Below are 20,622 nucleotides of genomic sequence, written 5' to 3'. Positions count from 1 at the left end.
AGCTGTCCTCACTGGTAGCGCAGCACGAGGTTGCCGAGGTGGTCGACGCGGCCGGTGACCCCGGCGGGGACCACGACCACGGTGGTCGGGACGTCGACGATCGCCGGGCCGACGAGCTCGTGGCCCGCGCGCAGCCGTGCGTAGTCGTAGACGGGGGTCGGCACGAAGCCGAGCTGCGAGTCGAGGCAGACGGACCGTTCCCCGAGCAGGGCTTCCCGCGGGTCCGGGCCGTCGGCGTCCGGGACTTCCGGCAGCGCGACCGGGAAACCGAGCCCGGCCTTGGCGCGGACGCGGTAGGTGATCGCCTGCACTCCCGCTTCGCGGTAGCCGGCACCGCTGCCGTTGATGCGCTCGTACTGCTGCTCGAAGCGCTCGAGGATCTCGTCGCCGGTGCGCTCGGTGAACTTCGCGTCCGGGACGGCCGTCGCGAGCTCGGTGACCTGCATCGAGTACCGGAGGTCGATCTCGCGGTGCAGCGACACGTCGTGGAACTTCACCTTCTGCCGGTCGAGAGCGCGCTGCAGGTCGGCTTCAAGCCGCGCGAAGTGGGACTCCAGCACCGAGTGGTCGACCGGGAAGGACGACGGATCGGACAGCTCGGCACTCAACGCGACGTCCGAGGCCGCCAGCCCGTACGCCGAGAACGCGGACGCGACGGGCCCGAGCGGCACGACGACTTCGCTGACACCCAAGTCCTGGCAGTAGCCGGCGCAGTGGGCGGGCCCGGCGCCGCCGAACGCGTAGGCGACGAAGTCACGCGGGTCGTAGCCGGCCTGCACGACGGCCCGGCGCAGGAGGTCGCCCGCCTGCGCGTTCTGCACCTCGTGGATGGCGATGGCGGCTTCCTCGACGGTGAGCCCGAGCGGTTCGGCGACGTGCTCGCGGATCGCCTCCCGCGCCAGGTCCAGCCGTAGCGGCTTGCGGCCGCCGAGCAGCCCGCGCTCGCTCAGGATGCCGAGCACCAGGTTGGCGTCGGTGTTGGTCGGCCGCGTCCCCCCGTTCCCGTAGCAGGCCGGACCGGGGACGGCTTCGGCGCTCTGCGGGCCGAGCCGCAGGTTCCCGCCGGCGTCGACCGACGCGAGCGCCCCGCCACCCGACCCGATGGTGTGCACGCGGATGGTCGCCGCGTTGATCGGGAACTGGTTCACGATGGACCCCGGGGCCATCACCGGTTCGCCGTCGACGATCAGGCCCGCGAGGAACGTCGTGCCGCCGACGTCGGTGGTGATGACGTTGCGGTGGCCCAGCTGCCCGGCCAGCCGCATCCCGCCGATGACGCCGCCGGACAGCACGGACCCCACCGTCGTGATGGCGTGCTCCGGCGCCCGGTCGGCGGTGATGGTGCCGCCTTCGCTCTGCATGACCAGCAGGGGCCCCTTGAGGCCGCCGTCCTCGAGGTGCTGCTGCAGCGGGAGGAGGTAGGTGCGCAGCCGCGGGCCCACCTGCGCGTTCATGATCGTCGTGGAGGCCCGCGCGAACTCGCGGATGCGGGGGCTGACCTCCGACGAGAGCGTCACGTACATGTCCGGCGCGATCTCGTGGATCAGCTCGCGCACGCGCTGCTCGTGGCCACCGTTCTTGAACGACCACAGTAGACAGACGGCGATCGCCTCGACACCTTCGTCCACAAGGGACTGTGCGACGCGGCGGACCTCGTCCTCGTCCAGTGGTACCAGGACCTTCCCGGCGTGGTCGATCCGCTCGGTGACCTCCAGGGCCCGGTACTTCGGGATCAGCGGCGCGGGCTTGCGCTGCCGGAGCGTGTCCTGGATCTCGTGGGCCGACCGGCCGAGGGTCCGGCCCTCGGCGTTCATGATGTAGATCGCGTCCCGGTGACCCTTGGTGGCGATCAGCCCGACGTCGGCCACCTCACCCTGGACGAGGGCGTTGATCGACGCGGTCGTGCCGTGGGCGATGTAGTCGGTCTGCGAGAGCAGTTCGCCGACGCCGATGGCGAGTTCGCCAGCGAGGTCCTCGATCGCGCGCATGACCCCGACCTCGCGGTTCGGCGGGGTCGTCGGCGTCTTCGCCGACACGATCCGGCCGGCGCCGTCGGAGGCGACCGCGTCGGTGAACGTGCCGCCGACGTCGATGCCCAGTGCGTATGGCATGGCGTTTCTCTCCTGGTTCTCAGCGCTGGTGGGCGGGGACGCGGCCGGTGACGGTGTGCAGGAGCCGCTCGGGGCGGGCCTCCGCGCCGCCCATCCAGGCGACGTGCTGGTCCGGGCGCACGAGCAGCAGCGGGGCGGGGTAGCGGCCGGGCAGGTCGACGACGGTGAGCGGGATCCCGAGGTCGCGGGCGGAAAGGGTCCACGGCGTCACCCCGACGCGCGGGTCCGTCCGCAGCAGGGTGAAGCCGGGGCCGAGGACGTCGAGGACCGACCGGCCGTCGTCGAGCCAGAGGTGCGGCAGCCGGAAGCCCGGCTGCGCCCGCCCCTGGTACTCCCCCATGGTGATCTCCGCCTGGTCTTCGCCGCCGACCACCAGCGGCGAGCCCGCGTAGTGGTAGCCGAAGCTGAAGCCGTCGGGGGAATACCGGCGCGGCTCGGTGGTCGCCAGGCGCTCCGCGAACTCCGCGCGCGCCCGCTCACCGCTGGGGCCGTCCAGGTGGATGTCCGGCGAGACGTCCGCGAACGACGTGCGGGCCTGGGCACCCACCGCGGCGGCGAACTGCTCGCCGACCGGCTTGCGCTCCATTTCGTACGCGTCGAGCAGCTCCGGCGGGGCCCAGCCGTGGTGGACGGCCGCGAGCATCCACGCCAGGGTCGCCGCGTCCTGGATGCCGGCGTTCATGCCGAACCCGCCGACCGGGATCCAGATGTGGGCGGCATCGCCGGCCAGGAACACCCGGCCCGCGCGGTACCGCCGGGCGACGAGCCGCCGTCCGGTCCAGCGCACCACGCCGAGCACCTCGTGCTCGACCGCCCGGCCCACCGACTCCCTCAGCAGCTGTTCCGGGTCTTCGCCCTCGGTGTCGTGGCCGGGGGCGAAGGCGACGTGGTTGAGCCACAGCTCGTCGCCGTCGATGGCGATCAGCGAGGCGATCCGGCGGCCGTAGGTCCAGTACGTCCAGGCCCGGTCGCGGGCGGCGAGCCGCCCCAGCTCGGGTGAGCGGACGAACGTGGAGACGAACTGCTGGATCGCGTCGACGCCCTCGTACTTGATGCCCAGCTCGCGGCGGACGGTGCTGTGGGCGCCGTCGCAGCCGACCACGTACGCGTAGCGCTGCGTGCTCCGGGCCCCGGCGGTCTCCAGGACCGCTTCGACGTAGTCGTCGTGCTGCCGGAACTCGACGAGCCGGGTGCCGCGCTCCAACGTCAGCCCGGGGAGCCTGCTCGCGTGCTTCTCCAGGATGGGTTCGAGGTACAGCTGCGAAATCCGGTGCTGCGGCTCGGGGGTGGGCCAGCCGTCCCGGCCGACGCCGGCCAGGACGTCGTGCGCGGACGGCAGGTCGATCCGGTAGATCTCGTCGCCGGCCAGGGTCGTCCGGTACTGGATGGACATCGGGTAGTCCTCGGGCAGGCCCGCCCGCCGGATCTCCTCGGCCAGCCCGAGCCGCCGGAAGATCTCCATCGACCGCGCGGACGTGGTGTTGCACCGCGGGTTGACGGGCCGTTCCCGGGTCGCCTCCACGACGTGGCAGGCGACGCCGCGGCGGGCCAGGTCGATGGCGAGGGTCAGGCCGGCGGGACCGGCGCCGACGATCAGGATCTGGGTCATGTGCTCAGGAACTCCCCTACCAGCTTGACGAACTCGTCCGGCCGGTCGACGTGGATCCAGTGCCCGGCCCCGGCCACCACATCGAGGCGGCCATCGGGCAGGGACGCGACCAGGCGCTCGGACACCTCGACCGGCGACACCCGGTCGCGCTCCCCGTGCAGGGCGAGCACCGGGGTGGTGATCTTCGCGAGGTCGACCGGCGGCGGCCCGCCCACGACGTCGGCGAACATCGACCGGAACGCCGCCTCGGCGCCGGGACGAAGTGCTTGCCTCAGCCGAAGCTCGGTCAGCTCATCGAGGAGTCCACTGTGGACTCTCTCGTCGGCGACGAGCCGGCCGAGCGTGGCTCGCATGGACTTCGCGGTCGAGTCGTCGTAGAAGGGGACCGCGGACGGCACTGGCCCGGTTCCGGCGCCGCCCATGACGACCGCCCGCTCGACCCGGCCGGGGGCCACGGCCAGCAGCGCCAGCGCGGCGGCGCCCCCGGCGGCCGAGTTGCCGACGAGGTGCACCCGGCGCAGCCCGTGGCGGTCGAGGAGGTCCAGGACCTGCCGGGCGCGGGCCAGCGCCCAGGCGCGCGGCCCCTTCAGCCCGCCCGTGCCGGCGATCTGCGTGCCGAAGCCGAGGAGATCGGGCGCCAGGCAGCGGAACTCGCCGTCGAACCCGGCGCGCACGCTCGCCCAGTTGCTCGCGGCGTCGACACCCGGCCCGCCGCCGTGGAGCAGCACCAGGGCAGGCACGTCCGTCCTCCTTTGTGGATCGTACGTCGGTTCGCGGCTCACGGCAGGCGCGCCAGGAGCTCGTCGGTGCCGATCAGCTGCGACGACGTCAGCGCCAGCACCCGCAACGCGGCCAGGTGCATCTCGGCGGCGGACATCGGCCCCGCCCCGAGGTCCGGGTAGTCGCAGGACGCGCACGCGTCGGAAACCACCAGGGAGCGGAAGCCGCGTTCCAGGGCGCCGCGGGCCGTGCCGAGCACGCAGCACTCGGTGGTCATGCCGGTGAGGACCACCGTCTCCACGCCGAGCCCGCGCAGGATGATCTCCAGGTCGGTGGCGTAGAAGGAGTTGTAGCGGTGCTTCTTCACCACCGGCTCCCCCGGGCGCGGCGCGAGTTCGGGGTGGATCTCCACCCCGCGCCCGCCGTCGACGAGGGCCTCCCCGGCGGCCACCGGCGGGTACAGCTCGCGGTGGATCCCCTGATCGGCCCCACCGGGACGGTGGACGTGCGCGGCGTAGACGACCGGCATGTCCCGGCCGCGCGCGGCGTCCAGGATCCGCTGGATCGCGGGGATGACGCGCCGGCCCTCCGGGAACTCGAGCGGCGCACCCTCCTCGACGAAGTCGTTCTGCATGTCGATGACCAGCACGGCGGTCCGGCCCGGATCGAACTCGGTCATGCTTCCGCCACCGCGCTTTCGACCGTTCCGGACCGGGTGGGCTCGGTCCCGCGCGCCCGCCCGAGGCGGCCGAGCAGGATCGTCGCGACCGCGCCGAGCACCGCGGGGATGGCGAAGACGCGGAACATCGACCCCGGCGCCCACCCGGCCTGCAGCAGGAAGCCGGCGATCAGGGGCGCCAGGACGGCACCGAGCCGGCTGACGGCGATCGCCATGCCGAGGGCCGTCGCGCGGGCTTCGGCCGGGTAGAGGCCCGGCACGATGACGTTGATGCCGGACACCGTGCCGTTGAGGAACAGCCCGACGAGCACGGCCACGACGAGGGCGCCGGCCAGCACGCCCAGCGACACGGAGAAGAGGAGCAGCATGAGGGCGCCGATGCCGAAGTAGGCCGCGGTCAACCGCCCGGCGCCGACGCGGGAAGCCAGCAGTCCCAGCAGGATCGCGCCCGTGACGCCGCCGAGGCTGAACAGGACGCCGCCGCTGATGCCCTGCTGGGCGGACATCCCCGCCTTCAGCAGCAGGCTGGGCGTCCACGAGCTGGCGAAGTAGAACGTCAGCTGGGCCGCGATGAAGGCCACCCACACCAGGACCGTCCGGACCGCGTTGCTCCCGCGGAACAGCGCGTCGAGGACGACCTTGCGCGAGGTCGCCACCGACGGCGGCGCGGGCAGCTCCCCGACCGGAGCGCGGCCCATCGAGACGAGGATCCGGTTGAGCTTGTCCAGCGCGTGGCGGGGACGGCGGGCGACGAGGAAGTCCATCGACTCGGGCAGGAAACGCAGCGCCACCGCGAAGAGGAGCGCCGTGCCGACGGCGCCGAACACGAAGACCGAGCGCCAGCCGAACGCGCCCAGCAGCAAGCTTGACGCGATTCCGGCGATGACCGAGCCCAGGCCGTAGCCGGTGGTGATCAGGGCGACGACCAGTCCGCGGCGCCGGTGGTTCGCGTACTCGGAGGTGAGCACCGGAAGGCTCGCCGCCATGGCCCCGACGGCCGCTCCCGTCACCACGCGGCACGCCAGCAGCTGCCCGAAGTCCCGCGAGACGGCCGCGGCGAGCATGCCCAGCGAGGCCAGGGCGAGACAGCCGAGGGTGAGCCGCCGGCGTCCGACGCGGTCGGCGAGCGGAGCGAGGAAGAGCCCGCCGATGGCCATCCCGGCCAGCCCGGCGCTGAGCAGCACGCCCACCTTCGACGACGAGAGGCTCCACTCACGGGTGATCGTCGGCCCGACGAAAGAGGTGACCAGGAGGTCGAAGCCGTCGATCAAGTTGATCACCAGGCACAGCGCGACCGCTCTCACCTGGGCCCGGCTCATCAGTGAATTCTTGACCTGCTCGAGGACGTTCAAAGGGAAACCTCGCTTCGTTGCGGCGGTCGGTCAGGCCCCCATGTTCTGTATGTAGCGCTCACTCTACAACTCGGAAGACGGGTTGGCCACCACTGACTCACTATTGCCGCGTCCCGCTCGGCGAGGTCTGGACGAGATCAGTTCGGCGGGCGGCGTGGCAAGCCGATGCTCCTGACGAGCAACGCATCCATGGCCCGCACGGGAAGCACCCGGCTCAGCGCCACCAGCAGGTGCGCGTCGCCACCGACCTGGTAGCGCGGCCGCGGGCGTTTCGCCGTGAGGGCGCGTTCGACGACCGCGGCGACCCGTTCCGGCGCTCCGGCCCGCGTTTGTTCTTTCCTGCTGAACTCCAGATACGCGTCCATCGCGGGACCGTACTGACGCTCCGCCGTCTCACCCATGGTCATGCGGTCGGCCTCCGCCGCGATTTCGGTGCTCGCCCGGTTCCGCGACTGGAAGTTGCCGGGCTCGACGACCACCACGGGCACGGTCCACGGCCGCAATTCCCGGCGCAACGCGTCCGAAAGCGCCTCGACGGCGAACTTCGAGGCGCTGTAGGCGCCGACTTGGGGGATGGCGACCCGGCCGCTGGACGAGCTGATCATCACGAGCCGCCCTCCCCCGGCGCGGACCGCCGGCAGGAAAGCCTGGCACACGGCCACGACCCCCACCACGTTGACCTCGAACTGGGCCCGCAACCGGTCGAGGGGAATGTGTTCCACCGGCGCGGAAACCGTCACTCCGGCGTTGTTGACCAGGCCGCGCAACGGGCCGACGTCCTTCGCCACCGCGGCCAGCTGATCCGCGTCGGTCACGTCGAGTTCCACGGGTCGGATGCGGGGATGCACTGGGGCGTCGGCGATCTTCCGCACCCCGGCCACGACGTCGTGTCCGTGCTCGGCGAGCCGGACGGCGGTCGCCCGCCCGATCCCGCTGGACGTCCCGGTCACGAGATAGGTCACTGTTCAACTCCTGGTTCAGTCTCAGTCGGGGTTGATCCACGACACCTGGATGAGCTGCTTGCCGGCCTTGCGGGTCAGCAGATTGCCCCGCCCCGGCGGCATCGCGGACGGCTTGATGTTGCCGACCAGCGCGCCTTCATCGCGGGAACCGTTCATCACCATGCCCGGCGCCGCGATCTCCTTCAGCTTCCCGATGATCGGGTCATACATCGCCTTCGACGCACCACCCGTGCGCCGCACGACCACCAGGTGCAGACCAACATCCTTGGCCTGGGGCAGGAAGTCGGAAATCTTCCGCAACGGGTGAACTGCAGCGTGCCCATCGAAGCCGCTCGTTCCCGCGGGTCGCGGGGAAACAGGGACACAAGGGCGGACCGTCGTCGGTTCGGGGGCTGCCGAGCGAAAAGACCCTCACACCGGCTCCTTCGGAAGAATGAACCGAGAGAATTTGTCTAGAGCGCTCGGTACACAGTCGACAGTAGCCGCCGCTCAGCGACGGGTCAAGACAGAACGTTCTCCCTCAGGCTGTTACTTCGAGGCGGTGTCGATGCGGTGCTGCAGGATCCCGTCGACGCCGCGCAGGAACGTGTCGCAGACGCCGGCCGGGTCGGCCAAGCAGCCCGAGACCATCGCGCCGTCCCGCAGCATCACGAAGTGCCGGCCCGCGAGCTCCGGCGGCGTGTCACCGACCTGCCCGAGCAGGTCCGTGACTGTGCTCAAGAACCACTCGCGGTGCGCGAGGACGGCTTGGTGCACGGGGTGCGCGGGATCGGGGTACTCCGCGACCGCGTTGAGGAACGCGCAGCCGCGGAAGTGGGCGGAGCGGATGCCCTCGCCGATCGATTCGGCGATGCCCCGCAGCTTGTCGGCGGCCGGAAGGTCGCCGGCGAGGACCTTGGCGTACCCCTCGCGCTCCATCTCGTGCACACCCTGCAGGTACGCGACGACGAGGTCCTCTTTGCCGGGGAAGTGCCGGTACAGCGTGGCGCGGGTGACCTTCGCCTCCGCGACGATCCGGTCGATCCCCACGGAGTGCAGACCCTCCGCGTAGAAGATCCGGGTGGCCGTCGCGAGCAGCCTCGACCGCGCTTCGGACACCTGGCCTCGAGTGTTGTGCACCATCCGCCCGAGTGTAACAGATAGAACGGTCGGTATCGAGCCGAGACCGGCGCGGCCCGGCGGCGTCACGAAGCCGCCGGGTCGTCCGTGAGCACGTGTTTGCGCATCTTCCCGGTGGGCGTGCGCGGCAGCTCGGCGGTGAACCGGATCTCGCGCGGGACCTTGAACCCGGCCAGCTTCGTCCGGGCGAAGCCGGTGAGCTCGGCGCCGAGATCAGGGCCGGCCGCCGCCGGGTCCTCGGGCTGCACGATCGCGACCACGCGTTCACCCATCTCCGGATCGGGCCGGCCGACCACGGCGACGTCGGCGACGGCCGGATGACCGAGCAGAACGTCCTCGATCTCCCGCGGGTAGATGTTGACGCCGCCCGAAATGACGAGGTGGGCGCGGCGGTCACTGAGGTACAGGTACCCGTCCTCGTCGAGGTGGCCGACGTCGCCGACCGATGCCCCGCCCCGCCCGTCGCGGACCGCGGCGGTCTTCCCCGGATCCCCGTGGTAGGCGAACTCGGCCGCGTCGGCGAACCACACCGTGCCGACCTCGCCGGGCGGCAGTTCACGTCCGTCGTCGTCGGTCACGTACGGTCGGCCGAGCAACGGTGTGCCGACCGACCCGGGCTTGCGCAGCCACTCCTCGGAGGTGATGGCCGTCGCGCCGATGGCCTCGGTGCTCGAGTAGTACTCGAAGAGGATCGGGCCCCACCAGCCGATCATCGCCCGCTTCACCTCGACCGGGCACGGGGCGGCGGCGTGCACCGCCTGCCGCAGGCTCGACAGGTCGTACCGGGCCCGCACCCGCGCCGGCAGCTTGAGCAGGCGCACGAACATCGTCGGCACCCACTGGCTGTGGGTGATCCGCCGCCGCTCGATCACCGCGAGCGCGAGTTCGGCGTCGAAGCGCTCGAGGACCACCACGGTTCCGCCGCTGCGGTGCACGCTCATGGACCAGCCGAGCGGAGCGGCGTGGTACAGCGGCGCCGGCGAGAGGTAGCGGTCACCGGGCACGAAGCCGAGCAGCTCGCGCAGCCACCGTCCCGCGTTGTCCGGGTAGGTGCCCAGCGGACCGCCGGGCAGCGGGCGGGCGATGCCCTTGGGACGGCCCGTGGTCCCCGACGAATAGAGCATGAAGTCGCCCTCGGACTCGTCCGGGACCGGGGTGCGCGGCTGGGACGACAGCGCGTCTTCGTAGCTTTCCCAGCCCGGCCGGGGCTCGCCCAGCATCAGCCGGCCGACGGTCGCGAGTGCCGGGTCCGCCAGCGCGGCTTCGGCGAGATCACCCAGCACGTCCGTCGCCACGACCAGCCGGGCCCCGCTGTCCCGGATGATGTAGGCGGCCTCGCCGGGCGTGAGGTGGGTGTTGACCCCCACGTAGTAGAGCCCCGCCCGCTGGGCCGCCCAGGCCAGTTCCAGGTATTCCGCGCGGTTCTCGGCGAGGATCGCCACGCGGGCGCCGTGGCGCAGACCTCGGTGCCGGAACAGGTGCGCGGCCTGGTTCGACCTGGCCTCCAGCTCGGCGTAGGTCACGACGACACCGGATGGTTCGACGATCACGGCCGGACGCGCGGGGTCCGTGCCTTCGAACGGTCCCGGGCTCACGAGGCGCTCCAGCCCCCGTCGAGAACGACTTCGGTGCCGGTGACCGCTCCTTCCAGCGCGATGACCTTCGACAGCCCCAGCAGGCCGTGCTTGGCGCTGACGTAGGCGGACTTGTACGCGCTGGCCCGGGTCAGCAGGAACGGCGCCTCCAGCATCAGCCGCGGCATGAACGCGAACCGCTCGGGTTCGAACCGCTCGAGGGGCGCGACGTGCTGGATCCCGGCGTTGTTCACCAGGATGTCCGCCTCGAACGCGCGTGCCGCCCCTTCGGCGTCGACGTCGCACACCACGACGTGGGCACCGAGCTCGGCGAGCCGGAGGCTCATGACTTCGGGGCGGCGAAGGGATTGGCGTCGGCGTGGTGGTGGCCCCACTCGTCCGAGCGGCCGAAGTCGTGCGGGACCCAGTCGTCGCCCACCTCGATGCCGCCGCAGCCGATCTCCAGGTGGAACCCGCTCGGGTTCCGGACGTAGAAGGAGATCGCCTTGTCGTTCATGTGCCGGCCGAGGCTGATCGAGATCGGCACGCCGTTGGCCGTGGCCCGGTCGTAGGCCCGCCCGACGTCGTCGATCGAGCCGTGCTCGAACTCGAGGTGGTGGATCGACGGCGACTCCGCGCTCGCGAGCGCGATGCTGTGGTGGGTCCGGTTGCAGCGGAAGAAGAACAGGCCGGGCGCCCGGTAGTCGGTCAGCTTGAACTCGAGCACGGATTCGTAAAGCTCGCGCAGTTCCCCGACTTTCGGGCTGGCCAGGACGAAGTGCCCCAAGCCGGTGACGCCGGGACCGCCCGCCGGGCGTTCGACGCCGACGCGCACCTTGGCTTCGCCGACCGCCAGCTCCACGCGGTAGCCGACCGGGTCGGTGAACCAGCGCAGCTGCGTGGCACCACGCAGTTCCTTCTCCTCGGCGGTTCCGTCCGCGACGGTGTAGCCGGCATCGGTCAAGCGCCGCGTCAGCCGGTCGAGTTCCGAAGGGGTGTCGACGATCCAGCCCAGCTCGCGCGGGCGGTCCTCGGTCGACGGGTACAGCGCGACGCGGTACTTGAACTCGTCCATTTCGGCGAGGGTGACCTCGACCGTGCCGGACTTGGCGTGGCCGACGCCGATTCCGAGCGTGCGCCCGAGCAGGTCGGTCCACGCATCGACGTCGGTGACGTCGAGCCCGACGTAGCCCAGCTTCCTGATGCCCACGGTGGTCATCCCTCCGCTGCGGCGGCGGCCCCGCCCCGCAGGAACTCGCGGACGATGTGGTTGAACTCGGGTGCCCGCTCGTACTGGACCCAGTGCCGGCAGTGCGGCAGCACGCGCAGCTCCGCGTTCGGGATCCCCGCGAGGATCTTGGGTGCCCACGTCAGGGGAACGGTCTGGTCCTCCCGGCCCCACACGAGCAGCGTGGGCGCGCCGATGAGCCCCAGGTCCGGCGTCAGGTCACCGAAGTTCGGCGGGATCGGCAGCTCCGGGTGGGCCCGCAGGCTCGACTCGTAGCGCTCGTCGATGAGCGCCTCGGTGGCCAAGGACTCGTCGAACACCATCAGCCGCACGAACTCGGCCATCGCTTCGCGCGAAGGCTTGTCGGCGGCCATGTAGCCGAACAGCCGCTCCAGGCCGGGCGGCCACGGCGGCGCGTCCGGCGGGAGCACCCCGCCCGGCGCCATGAGCACGAGCCGGTCCACGCGGTCCGGGTAGCGCATCGCGATCCGCATGGCCACCGCGCCCCCGTAGGAGTTGCCGACCAGGTGCGCCCGCTCGACGCCGAGCGCCGTCATCGCGCGGCAAACGCGGTCGGCGGCGTCGAAGATCAGCGGTTCGCCGGTTTCCGGCCGCGGGGATTCGCCCCAGCCCGGCAGGTCGACGACGATGTTCCGGTGGTCTGCGAAGGCGGGCAGGTTCCCGCCGAAGTTGCTCATCCCCGTGGCGCCCGGGCCCGAGCCGTGCAGCCACACGACCGGACTGCCCGAACCGGCCTCGGTGTAGGCCAGGCGCGCGTCTCCGACATCCAAGGTGCTCGTCACTGTGCCGTCCTCATCTGTCTGTATGTAGCGCTCACTATACAACGGACGGCAGCGTTATCAAGGCCGGCTGATCAGAGTGCGACGGGCTTCAGCGCTTCCGCTTGGTCCCGCGGGCCCGCTGCTGCGCCAGAGCGCGGATCAGGGCGACGAACGGGCCGACCTGCGAGCGGTAGCTCGTGCCGTCGAAGCTTTCGGCCACCGAGAGGCCGTCCGTCAACGCGCGCCCCGTGACGGCCAGCTGTTTGACGAGGGCTTCGCCGTCCTCGCCGCCGTCCGGCGCGAAGATCGGGGTCAGCGCGGCCACCCAGGACGCGTGCGCGTAGTCGCGGATGCGGCGCACGGTCGCGTGGACCACTTCGGCGTCCTTCTGCGGGCCGACGCTGATGGCGACGAGGAGCCGGAGGTAGTCCGGCCGCCGGTCGAGGGACTCGCAGGCGGCCGAGAACCACGCCTCGAGGCGCTCGAGGGGTGCCCGGTCGTCGAACGACGACGGGCTGGGGAACAACGCGTGCAGCTCTTCGAAGGTGCGCTCCAGCAACGCCGACAGCACGCCGAGCTTGTTCCCGAAGTGGTAGTAGATCGAACTGGGCGGAAGGCCGGACTGCGCGCTCAGGTCCGAGATCGCCATGCCGTCGTAGCCCTTTTCGCCGACGAGGGCGCGAGCCGCGTTCAGGATGATCTCTCGGCTGCTCAGCCCCGGCGCAGCCGACGCGGAGCCGGAATCCCTCACCATGCGGGCCATGATAGGTCCGCCTCGCCGTCCCACCCGAACCGGGCGCGCGCGCCGGCCGGGCCGAGGTGTCCACATCGGCCCGGCCGGCGCGGATCAGGCGACGGTCGCCTCGACGGTCACCGGGATGTTGCCGCGCGTCGCGTTGGAGTACGGGCAGATCGCGTGCGCGGCCTCGACGAGCTCGTCGGCCGTCGCTTGGTCCACATCGGACAGTTCGACGTGCAGCGCGGCACTGAGCGTGAACCCGCCTTCCGGCGTCGGGTGCACCTGCACCTCGGCGACGACCGCCGAGTCGGTGACCGCCGTCTTCCGCTGCGCGGCAACGGCTTTGAGCGCCGAGTGGAAGCACGACGCCCAGCCCGCCGCGAACAGCTGCTCCGGGTTCGTCGCGCCGCCGGGGCCGCCCATCTCCTTCGGGATCGCCAAGGTGACGTCGAGCAGGCCGTCATCGGACCGGGCCTGGCCTCCCGCCCTGCCGTCGCCGGTCGAGGTCGCGATGCCGAGGTACAGGGGTTTGCTCATGACGGGGTCCCTTCTTCATCGCGCAGTCGCGATACCGAACGTTCTATCACTTCCCATCATCAGCACTCAGTTCGGGCTTGTCAAGACCGAACGTTCTATCTGGTAGCACTCCCCGGCGCCCGGCCGGGTCAGGGCTCGATCCCCGCGACCCGGAGCCACACCACCCGGCACGTCTCGGCAGCCTGGTCGAGAGCTTCGGGAGAAACCGCGTGGTAGAACGTCCGCTCGATCATCCAGCACACCGCCCCCGCGACGGCCCGGGCGCCGGCGGGCCCGTCGCGGTTCGGGACACCGGCGCGGACCAGGATCGCCGTGATCGCGTCGATGAAGATCTCCGCGGTCTCCATCCACAACGCGCCCAGCTCGGGGATCGCCGAGGACTGGTCGATCGCGACGCGCATGACCAGGCCGTGCTCGTGCCAGCGTTCGCGGGTGCGGCGCAGGGCCGTCGCGATCGCGTCCGCGGGGGCCGCCGGGTCGTCGGCCGCCGCGCGCGACTTCTCGTGCAGCGCCTCGACGGTCCTGGCGAAGAGGGCGACGAGCGCCTCCTGCTTGGAGCTGAAGTAGAAGTACATCGACGCTCGGGAGAGCCCGGCGCGTTCGGCGATGTCGTTGGTCGTGAGCGCGTCGAAGCTCTTCTCGGCCAGCAGTTCCTCGAGCACCTCGAGGATCTTCAGCTCACGCAGGTCCCCTTTGGACGGCGCGCCGGAGCGCCGCCGGGCCACCTTGTCGGGCATCGCCTATCCCCTCCCCTTCCGTCGGTACCGCTCACGATGCCACCGCCGGTCAGTTCGCCGCGATCTGGTGCCCGTCCGGGAAGTCCGTCGATCGCGACAGCTCGTCCCAGCTTTCGATGTCCGCGGTCACCGCGGCCCGGGCGCCCGCGACGAGCCGCAACGCGTCCGAACCGAGCACGAGGTGCACCGGCGGCTTCTCCGCCTCGACGACTGCCAGTACCGCCTCGGCGGCCTTGGCCGGGTTGCCCAGCTGGTTGCCGCTGGCGGCCTGCCGGGCCGCGCGGATCGGCTCGAAGAGCTCGTCGTAGTCCGCGATCGACCGCTCGCTGCGGACCATCGAGCGGCCCGCCCAGTCCGTCCGGAACGAACCGGGCTCGAGGATGGTCACCCGCACGCCGAACCCCGCGACCTCTTTGGACACGGCCTCCAGCAGGCCTTCCACCGCGTACTTGCTGCCGCAGTAGTACGCCAGCCCGGGGAGGGTCAGCAGCCCGCCCATGGAGCTGACCGCGAAGATGTGCCCCGACCGCCGCTTCCGCATGCCCGGCAGGACTGCGTGGACGGTCGCCGCGACCCCGAAGACGTTGACGTCGAACTGCGCGCGCAGCTCGGCCATCGGGGACTCCTCGAACACACCCTCGTGCCCGTAACCGGCGTTCGCGATCAGCACGTCGATGGGACCGACGGTGGACTCGACCTCGCCGACCACGGCGAAAACCGCCTCGTCGTCGGTCACGTCGAGCTGACGCGCGTGGGCACGGCCGGGCGCGAGCGCCTCGAACTTCTGCACGTCTTCGGGCTTGCGCACGGTGCCGACGACGGTGTGACCGGCCGCCAGCGCGCCTTCGGCGAAAGCGCGGCCGAGGCCGCTGCTCGCGCCGGTGATGAGGAAGGTTCGGTTCGTCATGGTCTCGACTCTACGCCTTGTCGAGAAAAATCGACACTGTGTCGACAGTCTCGCTCAGCGCCGTGCCCAGGTTTTCCACCGCGAGGTACGGGTTGAGGTGCGGGTGCCTGCTGCCGACGGCGACGTCCCGCCAGAACCGCTGCAGCACGTTCGACGTCGCGAGACCGCTCGGACCGTGCAGGTCGAGCATCCGCTCGACGGCGGCCCGGCAGTCCCGGCCGGCGTCCGCGAGCGCCATGCGCAGCCGCGGACCGTCCACAGGGGACAACTCGGCGGAGCCCGCTTCGCGGGCCACCTCGAGCATCGTCTTCTCGGCCCGGTCCACGAGGTGAGCGGCCTCCGCCAGCCAATGGCGTGCCCCCGCCGACTCGCCCATGCGCGAGTACGCGGTCATGAACGGTTTGCGGTCCGAGGCGAACATCGCGGTGACGGCGTCGAGCGCCCCTTCGGCGGCACCGACGACCGGACCGAGCACCGTGGTGGCGTACAGCATCAAGTCTCCCAGGGGGAAGGGCGCCGCCGCCGCGATCCGGCCGGCCGGCACGAAAACGCCGTCGGCGACCAAGGTGTGGCTGCCGGTGCCGCACATGCCCGCCATGTCCCAGGTCCGCTCGACGACGAGGTCGGCCGTCGGCACCACCGCGAAGGAGAACTCGCCGTCGACCAGCACCGAAAGCGTGGCCCAAACCGCGTCTTCGCAGCCCGAGACGTTCGGCCAGCGGCCGGTGACCCGCACCCCGTCCGGCACCCGCTCACCCCGCGCGCCGGGCACCCCCGAACCGCAGAAGAGCGCGTCCGGATCGGCGAAGAACTCCGGCGTCGCGGAACCGGGGAGGAAGCGGGCGGCGAGGTTCTTGGCCGTGACGCAGGTCCCGGCGATCCACGCGGTGGACGGGCAGGCCCGGCCGAGGCCGGTCAGCCGGCGCGCGATGGTCTCCACGTCCGCCCATTCCCCGCCGTGCTCCCGCGGGGTCCGCCAGGCGAAGACGCCGTCCTCGCGCAGGGCGGCCAAGCCTTCGGCGGCCGGCCGCTCGTTCTGTTCCGCTTTCCCGGCGTGGGCGCGCAGGACATCCGTGGTCGCGGCGTTCGCGTATTCGATCACCCCGTCGACTCAAGCACCGGGCGCGCGCGGCGTGCCATGCGTCGGCGGCGTGGGTTCATACGCGGCTGTGCGCCGGTAGCATCGCCGGTATGGACCTGATCAGCGAGGTGATCCGCACCGTGCGGGTCGGGAGCGCCGGCGCTCGCCTGATCAAGCAGCCTGCAGCGGGCCTCAGGTTCGCCGCGTTCGACGGCAGCGGGTTCCACATCATCACGCGCGGTACCTGCTGGCTGATCGGCCCCGACGAGCCGGTTTCCCTGCGGCCGGGCGACATCGTGCTCACCTCGTCCGGTGCCGAGCACGGGCTCAGCCAGGAACCTCGTGCCCTGGCGGACATCCCGCTCTTCGAGCTGGGCTCGCCCCTGCCGGCCCCGGAGCCCACGGCCTTCGAGTTCCTGTGCGGGGCCTACCGGCTCGACCACGGCCCGGCGCCCCAGTACCTGCGCGCGCTGCCCGACCTCATCGCGCTGTCGCCGGACTACGACCGCCACCCGGAGCTGCGCTCCCTGATCGACCTCCTCGTCGCCGACGTCGCCGAGGCCGGCCCGGGGTCCGGCGCGACGCGGCGGGCGCTGCTGGACCTGATCCTCGTCCAGGTCCTCCGCCAGTGGCACGAGCGGGACACCGCCGCCGGGGGGCCGGAGGTCGCCCACCCCGGGATCGCGGCCGCGCTGCGCGAGATCCACGAAAACCCGCACCGGCCGTGGACGGTGGGGCGGCTGAGCGAGGTCGCGGGGATGCCCCGGACCGCCTTCTCCCGGCTGTTCACCGCCGCGGTGGGCCGGCCGCCGATGAACTACCTGACCGGCTGGCGGCTCGCCCGCGCCGCCCGGCTGCTGCGGGAAACCGACGCCGGGCTGGCGAGCATCGCCCCGAAGGTCGGCTACTCGACCGAGTTCGCCTTCTCGGCCGCCTTCCGCCGCGAGTACGGCGTCTCACCGGGACGGTTCCGCAGCACACGGCCCACCCTCACCGCTGTTGAGGTTCACTGATCGGTCGAGAGCCGCTCGAGCTGCTTGCCGAATTCTCGCGGGTCCTTGCTCAGCGACGCCGAGGAGGCGATGTTCACGATCGCGCCACCGCCGTTCGCCGCGAGGACCGGCGCGAAAGCGCGGGCCATCGACAGCGTGCCCCAGAAGTTCACGTCCAGCGCGGCGCGGACCGCACGCAGGTCGCCGAGCAAAGCGCCGCGCTCGACGAGCTGGGCGGCGAGGTGGCGGCCGATGCCGCGGTTGGCTCCGGTGACGAGCGCGGGGTAGGCCGGGTCACTCGGCCTCGAGGAACTGCTGGGTGCCGATCACACGGAGCAGCTCGAGCTTCTCCGCGGCGTCCGTGCCCTCCAGCGGCAGGAGGATCCGGATCCGCAGCCCCGCCTCGGGCAGCTCGAGCAACCGGCACCGCAGCCGGATGACCCCCACCGCGGGGTGGTGGACGTCCTTCAAGTCGGCGTGCCGGACGGCGACGTCGTGGCGCTCCCACAGCGTGCGGAACTCCTCGCTGCGCGCCGCGAGGTCTTCGACCAGGCTCGTGATCTCGCCGTCCTCGCCGCGGCGGGAGTACGTGGCGCGAAGGTCGCTGACGTGCGCCGCCGAGAGGCGCGCCCGATCGGCCTCCGGCACGTGCGCGCGGGACTCCTCGCGGGTGAACCAGCGCCGGTAGACGTTGCTTTCCCCGCCCGGGCCGAGCTCGGTGCGGCACGCCACCGCGTCGTCGAGCGCAGTGGTGTGGAGCACGTCGCCGACCTCGTTGTAGACGCACGTCGGCAGGCCTTCGAGGTGCGCGACGAGCTGACGCAGGCCGGGGTCGAGCCGGCGGCCGACCTGACGCGGCGGGGTGGGCACGCCGGCGAGGCGGAACAGGTGATCCTTCTCGTCGGGGGTGCACCGCAGCGCGCGGGCGAGGGCGGCCACCACCTGCTCCGAGGGATTGGAGCCGCGAGCCTGCTCCAGCCGGGCGTAGAAGTCGCTCGACAGCCCCGCCAGCACCGCGACCTCCTCGCGCCGCAAGCCCGGCGTCCGGCGGCGCACCGTGTCCGGCAGGCCCACTTCCGACGGCGAGAGCTCTTCCCGCCGCCGGCGCAGGAATTCGGCGAGGCCGGTCCGGTCGATCACGGCTCCAGCATGCGCGCGTGATCGCGGCCGCGTCCAGGACCGGGTCGGTCCTGGATGGACCGGTCCTGCCCGGGGACGATTTCCCGCCCCAAGCTGAACCCATGGAGAACAACTACGTCCGGCTCGCCCGGCACATCCCGGTTCCCGACGCGGTCCCGACCGTCTCGGTCAACCCCGTCACCCTGCCGGCGCCCGGCCGCGGCCTCCCCCTCGAACTGCGGGTCACGGCGCCCCTGCGGGGTGCCGCTCTCCCGATCGTGCTCCTGTCCCACGGCGGCGGCAGCTCGCTCTACCTGAAGTCGAAGGACGGCTACGCGCCGCTGACCGACTTCTACGCGAGCCACGGGTTCGCCGTGCTCCAGCCGACCCACCTGAGCTCGCCCAACGGCGGGCTCGGCCTCGACGAAACCGCACCGGGCCACCCGCTGTTCTGGCGCTCGAGGATCGACGACTTCGTGCTGATCCTCGACCACCTGGCCGCCATCGAGGCGCAGGCCCCGGTCGTCGCCGGCCGGCTCGACCCGGCGCGCGTCGCCGCCGTCGGGCACTCCGCCGGCGGCAACACCGTCAGCGCGCTGCTCGGCGCGCGGGCCGGGCTCGACCTGCGTGACGCGCGCATCAAGGCCGGGGTGCTGCTCGCCCCGACCGGCAGCGCCGAGGGCATGACCGAAACCATGCGCACGCGCTACCCCGAGCTCGGAACCGACTTCTCCCACCTGACCACGCGGACCTTGGTCGTCCACGGCGACGAAGACGACAACCCCGTCGCCACCACCCGGGGCGCCGGCTGGCACGCCGAGCCCTACCACGTCAGCCCCGGCGCGGACGCGCTGCTGGTCCTCCCGGGCGCGAAGCACTACCTGGGCGGCATCATGGGCTACAGCCTCGCCGAGACCGACGACGAGGACCCCGAACGGCTGGCGGTCACCCAGCGCATGACGTGGGCCTACCTGTGGTCCGCGCTGCACGACGGCGACCCGGCGTGGGAGCGGGCCACCGAAGCGATCCGGGCCGCGCCTTCGCTCGGCCGGGTGCAGACCAAGGACTCGTGACGCCGCCCGTCCGGTCCACAGTGGACTTCGGGGTGGTCCCGGCTCGACCGCCGTCGACGGTGACGATGGTGCCGGCGCGCTCGGGCGCCGGGAAGGCCACGAGATCCGCGACCTCGTGGGGGCTCGACGTCGCTGTGCGGCCGAGCACGTCCGGGACCGGGTGCGCCTGCGGGAGACCAATCCGTCTTGAATGTCACTCCACCGCCGCGGCACGATGCCGAAGCTGCTGACTGTTACCGGCGCTTTACCCGTTCGGTCGATTGCCGACGATCAGCGGACCGGCAAATACTTTCGGACAGTCGATAATTTCAGTGAGGAGCCGATGTGGAGCCGGCGTTAGGGCTCGACGCGGGCACGGCAGATCTTGTCCGTCCGTACTTCCGCACCCATGGACGTACGCGGCCCACGCGCACGCTCCCCGTCGAAGCACTCATCGCGGCAACCGAGCGAGGCCGTATCCCGGAGCACGCCTGCTCCCGGGAAGAAGCCGCGATCTGCATCCTGTGCCGCTCGTCGCAATCGGTCGCGGAAATCGCGGCTTATCGGCGAATTCCCCTGGGCGTCGTCCGGGTCCTGGTGTCCGACCTCGCCGACCGCGGCCTGGTGGCCGTCCAGGACACGCCGATGGCCTCCGGCGGTCGTCCCAGCATCGACTTCATGGAGCGGGTTCTCCGTGGTCTTCACGCGATGACGTGAACCGGAGGGCCCCGAGGCCGCGCTCGCCGGCCACGGACAACAAGAACATCCCGGCCGCGACACCGATCATCGTGAACACGCCCCGCGGCCAGAAGATGTGACTGTCCAAAAACGACACACCCGCGAGCAGGAGAACCACGCCACCGGGCGCCGCCCGCCACCTCGTCCGCAGGGCGGTCGCGGCGACGATCGCGGTGCTGGCCGCGAGGAAGCACGCCGCGCCGATGTACCCGAGCAGGTCGCCGATCGCGAAGACGGCGCCGACGACCGGCGTGGCACCGTTCTGGGCGCGCACGACGGTGCCCGCGGCGATTCCCGCGACGGCGTCGAGACCGCCGTAGAACGCCGCGAAGCCGAACGCGGCCAGCCGCCCGGGCCACCGGAGCCACGGTGGTGCCGACGCAAGCATGAGCCACTGCGCCAGGGCGAGCAGGGGGAACACCGGGAGCAGGATGACGTGCAGCGACACCCACCAGGAGGCGGTGGCCGCGTCGAGGTTCCCGGGATGCACCGCGCCGAAGCCCGCGAGCAGAAGTCCCGGTACTGCGAAGAAGACACCGCGCTGCCACCGTGAGCCGATCACCGGGCGACCATAGCCCGGCCCG

The 20,622-nt window shown here is 71.7% G+C and carries 21 protein-coding genes and 2 pseudogenes; 3 read left to right on the top strand and 20 right to left on the bottom strand.

Annotated features, from left to right (window positions below; all coding sequences use genetic code 11):
• Positions 1-8: 8 nt before the first annotated feature.
• The 17 genes and pseudogenes from ACIRSS_RS24760 to ACIRSS_RS24680 form a co-directional block, all read right to left on the bottom strand.
• On the bottom strand, positions 9-2,111 hold the full coding sequence (locus ACIRSS_RS24760) for a hydantoinase/oxoprolinase family protein (RefSeq protein WP_400898750.1): 2,103 nt from the start codon (positions 2,109-2,111) through the stop codon (positions 9-11).
• Positions 2,112-2,130: 19 nt separating this feature from the next.
• Positions 2,131-3,720 carry an FAD-dependent monooxygenase gene (locus ACIRSS_RS24755; protein ID WP_400898748.1) on the bottom strand — a complete coding sequence of 530 codons (1,590 nt, stop codon included), beginning with the start codon at positions 3,718-3,720 and terminating at the stop codon, positions 2,131-2,133.
• Positions 3,717-4,460 carry an alpha/beta fold hydrolase gene (locus ACIRSS_RS24750; protein ID WP_400898746.1) on the bottom strand — a complete coding sequence of 248 codons (744 nt, stop codon included), beginning with the start codon at positions 4,458-4,460 and terminating at the stop codon, positions 3,717-3,719. The genes ACIRSS_RS24755 and ACIRSS_RS24750 overlap by 4 nt, the downstream gene beginning before the upstream one ends.
• Before the next feature lie 38 nt (positions 4,461-4,498).
• Positions 4,499-5,119, bottom strand: a complete 621-nt coding sequence (locus ACIRSS_RS24745; protein ID WP_400898744.1) for a cysteine hydrolase family protein — start codon at positions 5,117-5,119, stop codon at positions 4,499-4,501.
• Complete coding sequence (locus ACIRSS_RS24740) at positions 5,116-6,438, bottom strand: MFS transporter (RefSeq protein WP_400898742.1); 1,323 nt, start codon at positions 6,436-6,438, stop codon at positions 5,116-5,118. The genes ACIRSS_RS24745 and ACIRSS_RS24740 overlap by 4 nt, the downstream gene beginning before the upstream one ends.
• A gap of 170 nt (positions 6,439-6,608) precedes the next feature.
• The gene (locus tag ACIRSS_RS24735; protein WP_400898740.1) at positions 6,609-7,433 is read right to left on the bottom strand and encodes an SDR family NAD(P)-dependent oxidoreductase; all 825 of its coding nucleotides are present in this window, start codon (positions 7,431-7,433) and stop codon (positions 6,609-6,611) included.
• A gap of 21 nt (positions 7,434-7,454) precedes the next feature.
• Positions 7,455-7,736: pseudogene (locus ACIRSS_RS24730) on the bottom strand (hypothetical protein); the annotation flags it as partial.
• A 225-nt stretch (positions 7,737-7,961) separates the two neighbouring features.
• On the bottom strand, positions 7,962-8,531 hold the full coding sequence (locus ACIRSS_RS24725) for a TetR/AcrR family transcriptional regulator (RefSeq protein ID WP_400899768.1): 570 nt from the start codon (positions 8,529-8,531) through the stop codon (positions 7,962-7,964).
• Between the two features lie 86 nt (positions 8,532-8,617).
• Positions 8,618-10,147 (bottom strand): acyl-CoA synthetase, encoded by a 1,530-nt coding sequence (locus tag ACIRSS_RS24720; RefSeq protein WP_400898738.1) that lies wholly within the window; start codon positions 10,145-10,147, stop codon positions 8,618-8,620.
• 35 nt (positions 10,148-10,182) lie between these two features.
• Positions 10,183-10,473, bottom strand: a pseudogene (locus tag ACIRSS_RS24715) (3-hydroxybutyrate dehydrogenase); the annotation flags it as partial.
• Positions 10,470-11,345, bottom strand: a complete 876-nt coding sequence (locus tag ACIRSS_RS24710) for a VOC family protein (protein WP_400898736.1) — start codon at positions 11,343-11,345, stop codon at positions 10,470-10,472. The pseudogene ACIRSS_RS24715 and the gene ACIRSS_RS24710, both read right to left, overlap by 4 nt.
• Positions 11,342-12,157, bottom strand: coding sequence for an alpha/beta fold hydrolase (locus ACIRSS_RS24705; protein ID WP_400898734.1), 816 nt, complete (start codon positions 12,155-12,157; stop codon positions 11,342-11,344). The genes ACIRSS_RS24710 and ACIRSS_RS24705 overlap by 4 nt, the downstream gene beginning before the upstream one ends.
• 88 nt (positions 12,158-12,245) lie before the next feature.
• The gene (locus ACIRSS_RS24700) at positions 12,246-12,890 is read right to left on the bottom strand and encodes a TetR/AcrR family transcriptional regulator (RefSeq protein WP_400898732.1); all 645 of its coding nucleotides are present in this window, start codon (positions 12,888-12,890) and stop codon (positions 12,246-12,248) included.
• Positions 12,891-12,983: 93 nt separating this feature from the next.
• A complete protein-coding gene (locus ACIRSS_RS24695; protein WP_400898730.1) occupies positions 12,984-13,412 on the bottom strand; it encodes an organic hydroperoxide resistance protein in 429 nt (142 codons plus the stop codon).
• A 128-nt stretch (positions 13,413-13,540) separates the two neighbouring features.
• Positions 13,541-14,149 (bottom strand): TetR/AcrR family transcriptional regulator, encoded by a 609-nt coding sequence (locus ACIRSS_RS24690; protein ID WP_400898728.1) that lies wholly within the window; start codon positions 14,147-14,149, stop codon positions 13,541-13,543.
• 49 nt (positions 14,150-14,198) lie between these two features.
• Complete coding sequence (locus ACIRSS_RS24685) at positions 14,199-15,056, bottom strand: oxidoreductase (RefSeq protein WP_400898726.1); 858 nt, start codon at positions 15,054-15,056, stop codon at positions 14,199-14,201.
• A 10-nt stretch (positions 15,057-15,066) separates the two neighbouring features.
• Positions 15,067-16,158 (bottom strand): acyl-CoA dehydrogenase family protein, encoded by a 1,092-nt coding sequence (locus tag ACIRSS_RS24680; RefSeq protein WP_400898723.1) that lies wholly within the window; start codon positions 16,156-16,158, stop codon positions 15,067-15,069.
• Positions 16,159-16,247: 89 nt separating this feature from the next.
• On the opposite strand from ACIRSS_RS24680, the gene ACIRSS_RS24675 reads away from it, so the two are divergent.
• The gene (locus tag ACIRSS_RS24675; RefSeq protein ID WP_400898721.1) at positions 16,248-17,150 is read left to right on the top strand and encodes an AraC family transcriptional regulator; all 903 of its coding nucleotides are present in this window, start codon (positions 16,248-16,250) and stop codon (positions 17,148-17,150) included.
• Here ACIRSS_RS24675 and ACIRSS_RS24670 read toward each other — a convergent pair.
• A complete protein-coding gene (locus tag ACIRSS_RS24670; RefSeq protein ID WP_400898719.1) occupies positions 17,144-17,341 on the bottom strand; it encodes an SDR family NAD(P)-dependent oxidoreductase in 198 nt (65 codons plus the stop codon). The genes ACIRSS_RS24675 and ACIRSS_RS24670 overlap by 7 nt on opposite strands.
• 82 nt (positions 17,342-17,423) lie before the next feature.
• A complete protein-coding gene (locus ACIRSS_RS24665; RefSeq protein ID WP_400898717.1) occupies positions 17,424-18,269 on the bottom strand; it encodes a helix-turn-helix transcriptional regulator in 846 nt (281 codons plus the stop codon).
• A gap of 101 nt (positions 18,270-18,370) precedes the next feature.
• On the opposite strand from ACIRSS_RS24665, the gene ACIRSS_RS24660 reads away from it, so the two are divergent.
• Positions 18,371-19,321, top strand: coding sequence for an alpha/beta hydrolase family protein (locus ACIRSS_RS24660; RefSeq protein WP_400898715.1), 951 nt, complete (start codon positions 18,371-18,373; stop codon positions 19,319-19,321).
• A 324-nt stretch (positions 19,322-19,645) separates the two neighbouring features.
• Positions 19,646-20,017, top strand: a complete 372-nt coding sequence (locus ACIRSS_RS24655; RefSeq protein ID WP_400898713.1) for a DUF742 domain-containing protein — start codon at positions 19,646-19,648, stop codon at positions 20,015-20,017.
• Here the strand turns inward: ACIRSS_RS24655 and ACIRSS_RS24650 are convergent.
• Complete coding sequence (locus ACIRSS_RS24650; RefSeq protein WP_400898711.1) at positions 19,977-20,600, bottom strand: hypothetical protein; 624 nt, start codon at positions 20,598-20,600, stop codon at positions 19,977-19,979. The two genes, ACIRSS_RS24655 and ACIRSS_RS24650, sit on opposite strands and share 41 nt — an antisense overlap.
• Positions 20,601-20,622: the final 22 nt, after the last annotated feature.

Source organism: Amycolatopsis sp. NPDC101161, assembly GCF_044768185.1.
Taxonomy (GTDB): domain Bacteria; phylum Actinomycetota; class Actinomycetes; order Mycobacteriales; family Pseudonocardiaceae; genus Amycolatopsis.
The sequence above is the reverse complement of the archived record's forward strand: the minus strand, read 5'-3'. Positions and strand labels throughout refer to the sequence as shown.

Excerpts from the sequence above, each read along its gene's own strand:
- ACIRSS_RS24675 (WP_400898721.1), top strand. The coding sequence starts at position 16,248 with ATGGACCTGATCAGCGAGGTGATCCGCACCGTGCGGGTCGGGAGCGCC.
- ACIRSS_RS24710 (WP_400898736.1), bottom strand. The coding sequence starts at position 11,345 with ATGACCACCGTGGGCATCAGGAAGCTGGGCTACGTCGGGCTCGACGTC.
- ACIRSS_RS24695 (WP_400898730.1), bottom strand. The coding sequence starts at position 13,412 with ATGAGCAAACCCCTGTACCTCGGCATCGCGACCTCGACCGGCGACGGC.
- ACIRSS_RS24755 (WP_400898748.1), bottom strand. The coding sequence starts at position 3,720 with ATGACCCAGATCCTGATCGTCGGCGCCGGTCCCGCCGGCCTGACCCTC.
- ACIRSS_RS24690 (WP_400898728.1), bottom strand. The coding sequence starts at position 14,149 with ATGCCCGACAAGGTGGCCCGGCGGCGCTCCGGCGCGCCGTCCAAAGGG.
- ACIRSS_RS24685 (WP_400898726.1), bottom strand. The coding sequence starts at position 15,056 with ATGACGAACCGAACCTTCCTCATCACCGGCGCGAGCAGCGGCCTCGGC.
- ACIRSS_RS24760 (WP_400898750.1), bottom strand. The coding sequence starts at position 2,111 with ATGCCATACGCACTGGGCATCGACGTCGGCGGCACGTTCACCGACGCG.
- ACIRSS_RS24740 (WP_400898742.1), bottom strand. The coding sequence starts at position 6,438 with ATGAGCCGGGCCCAGGTGAGAGCGGTCGCGCTGTGCCTGGTGATCAAC.
- ACIRSS_RS24745 (WP_400898744.1), bottom strand. The coding sequence starts at position 5,119 with ATGACCGAGTTCGATCCGGGCCGGACCGCCGTGCTGGTCATCGACATG.
- ACIRSS_RS24660 (WP_400898715.1), top strand. The coding sequence starts at position 18,371 with ATGGAGAACAACTACGTCCGGCTCGCCCGGCACATCCCGGTTCCCGAC.
- ACIRSS_RS24700 (WP_400898732.1), bottom strand. The coding sequence starts at position 12,890 with ATGGTGAGGGATTCCGGCTCCGCGTCGGCTGCGCCGGGGCTGAGCAGC.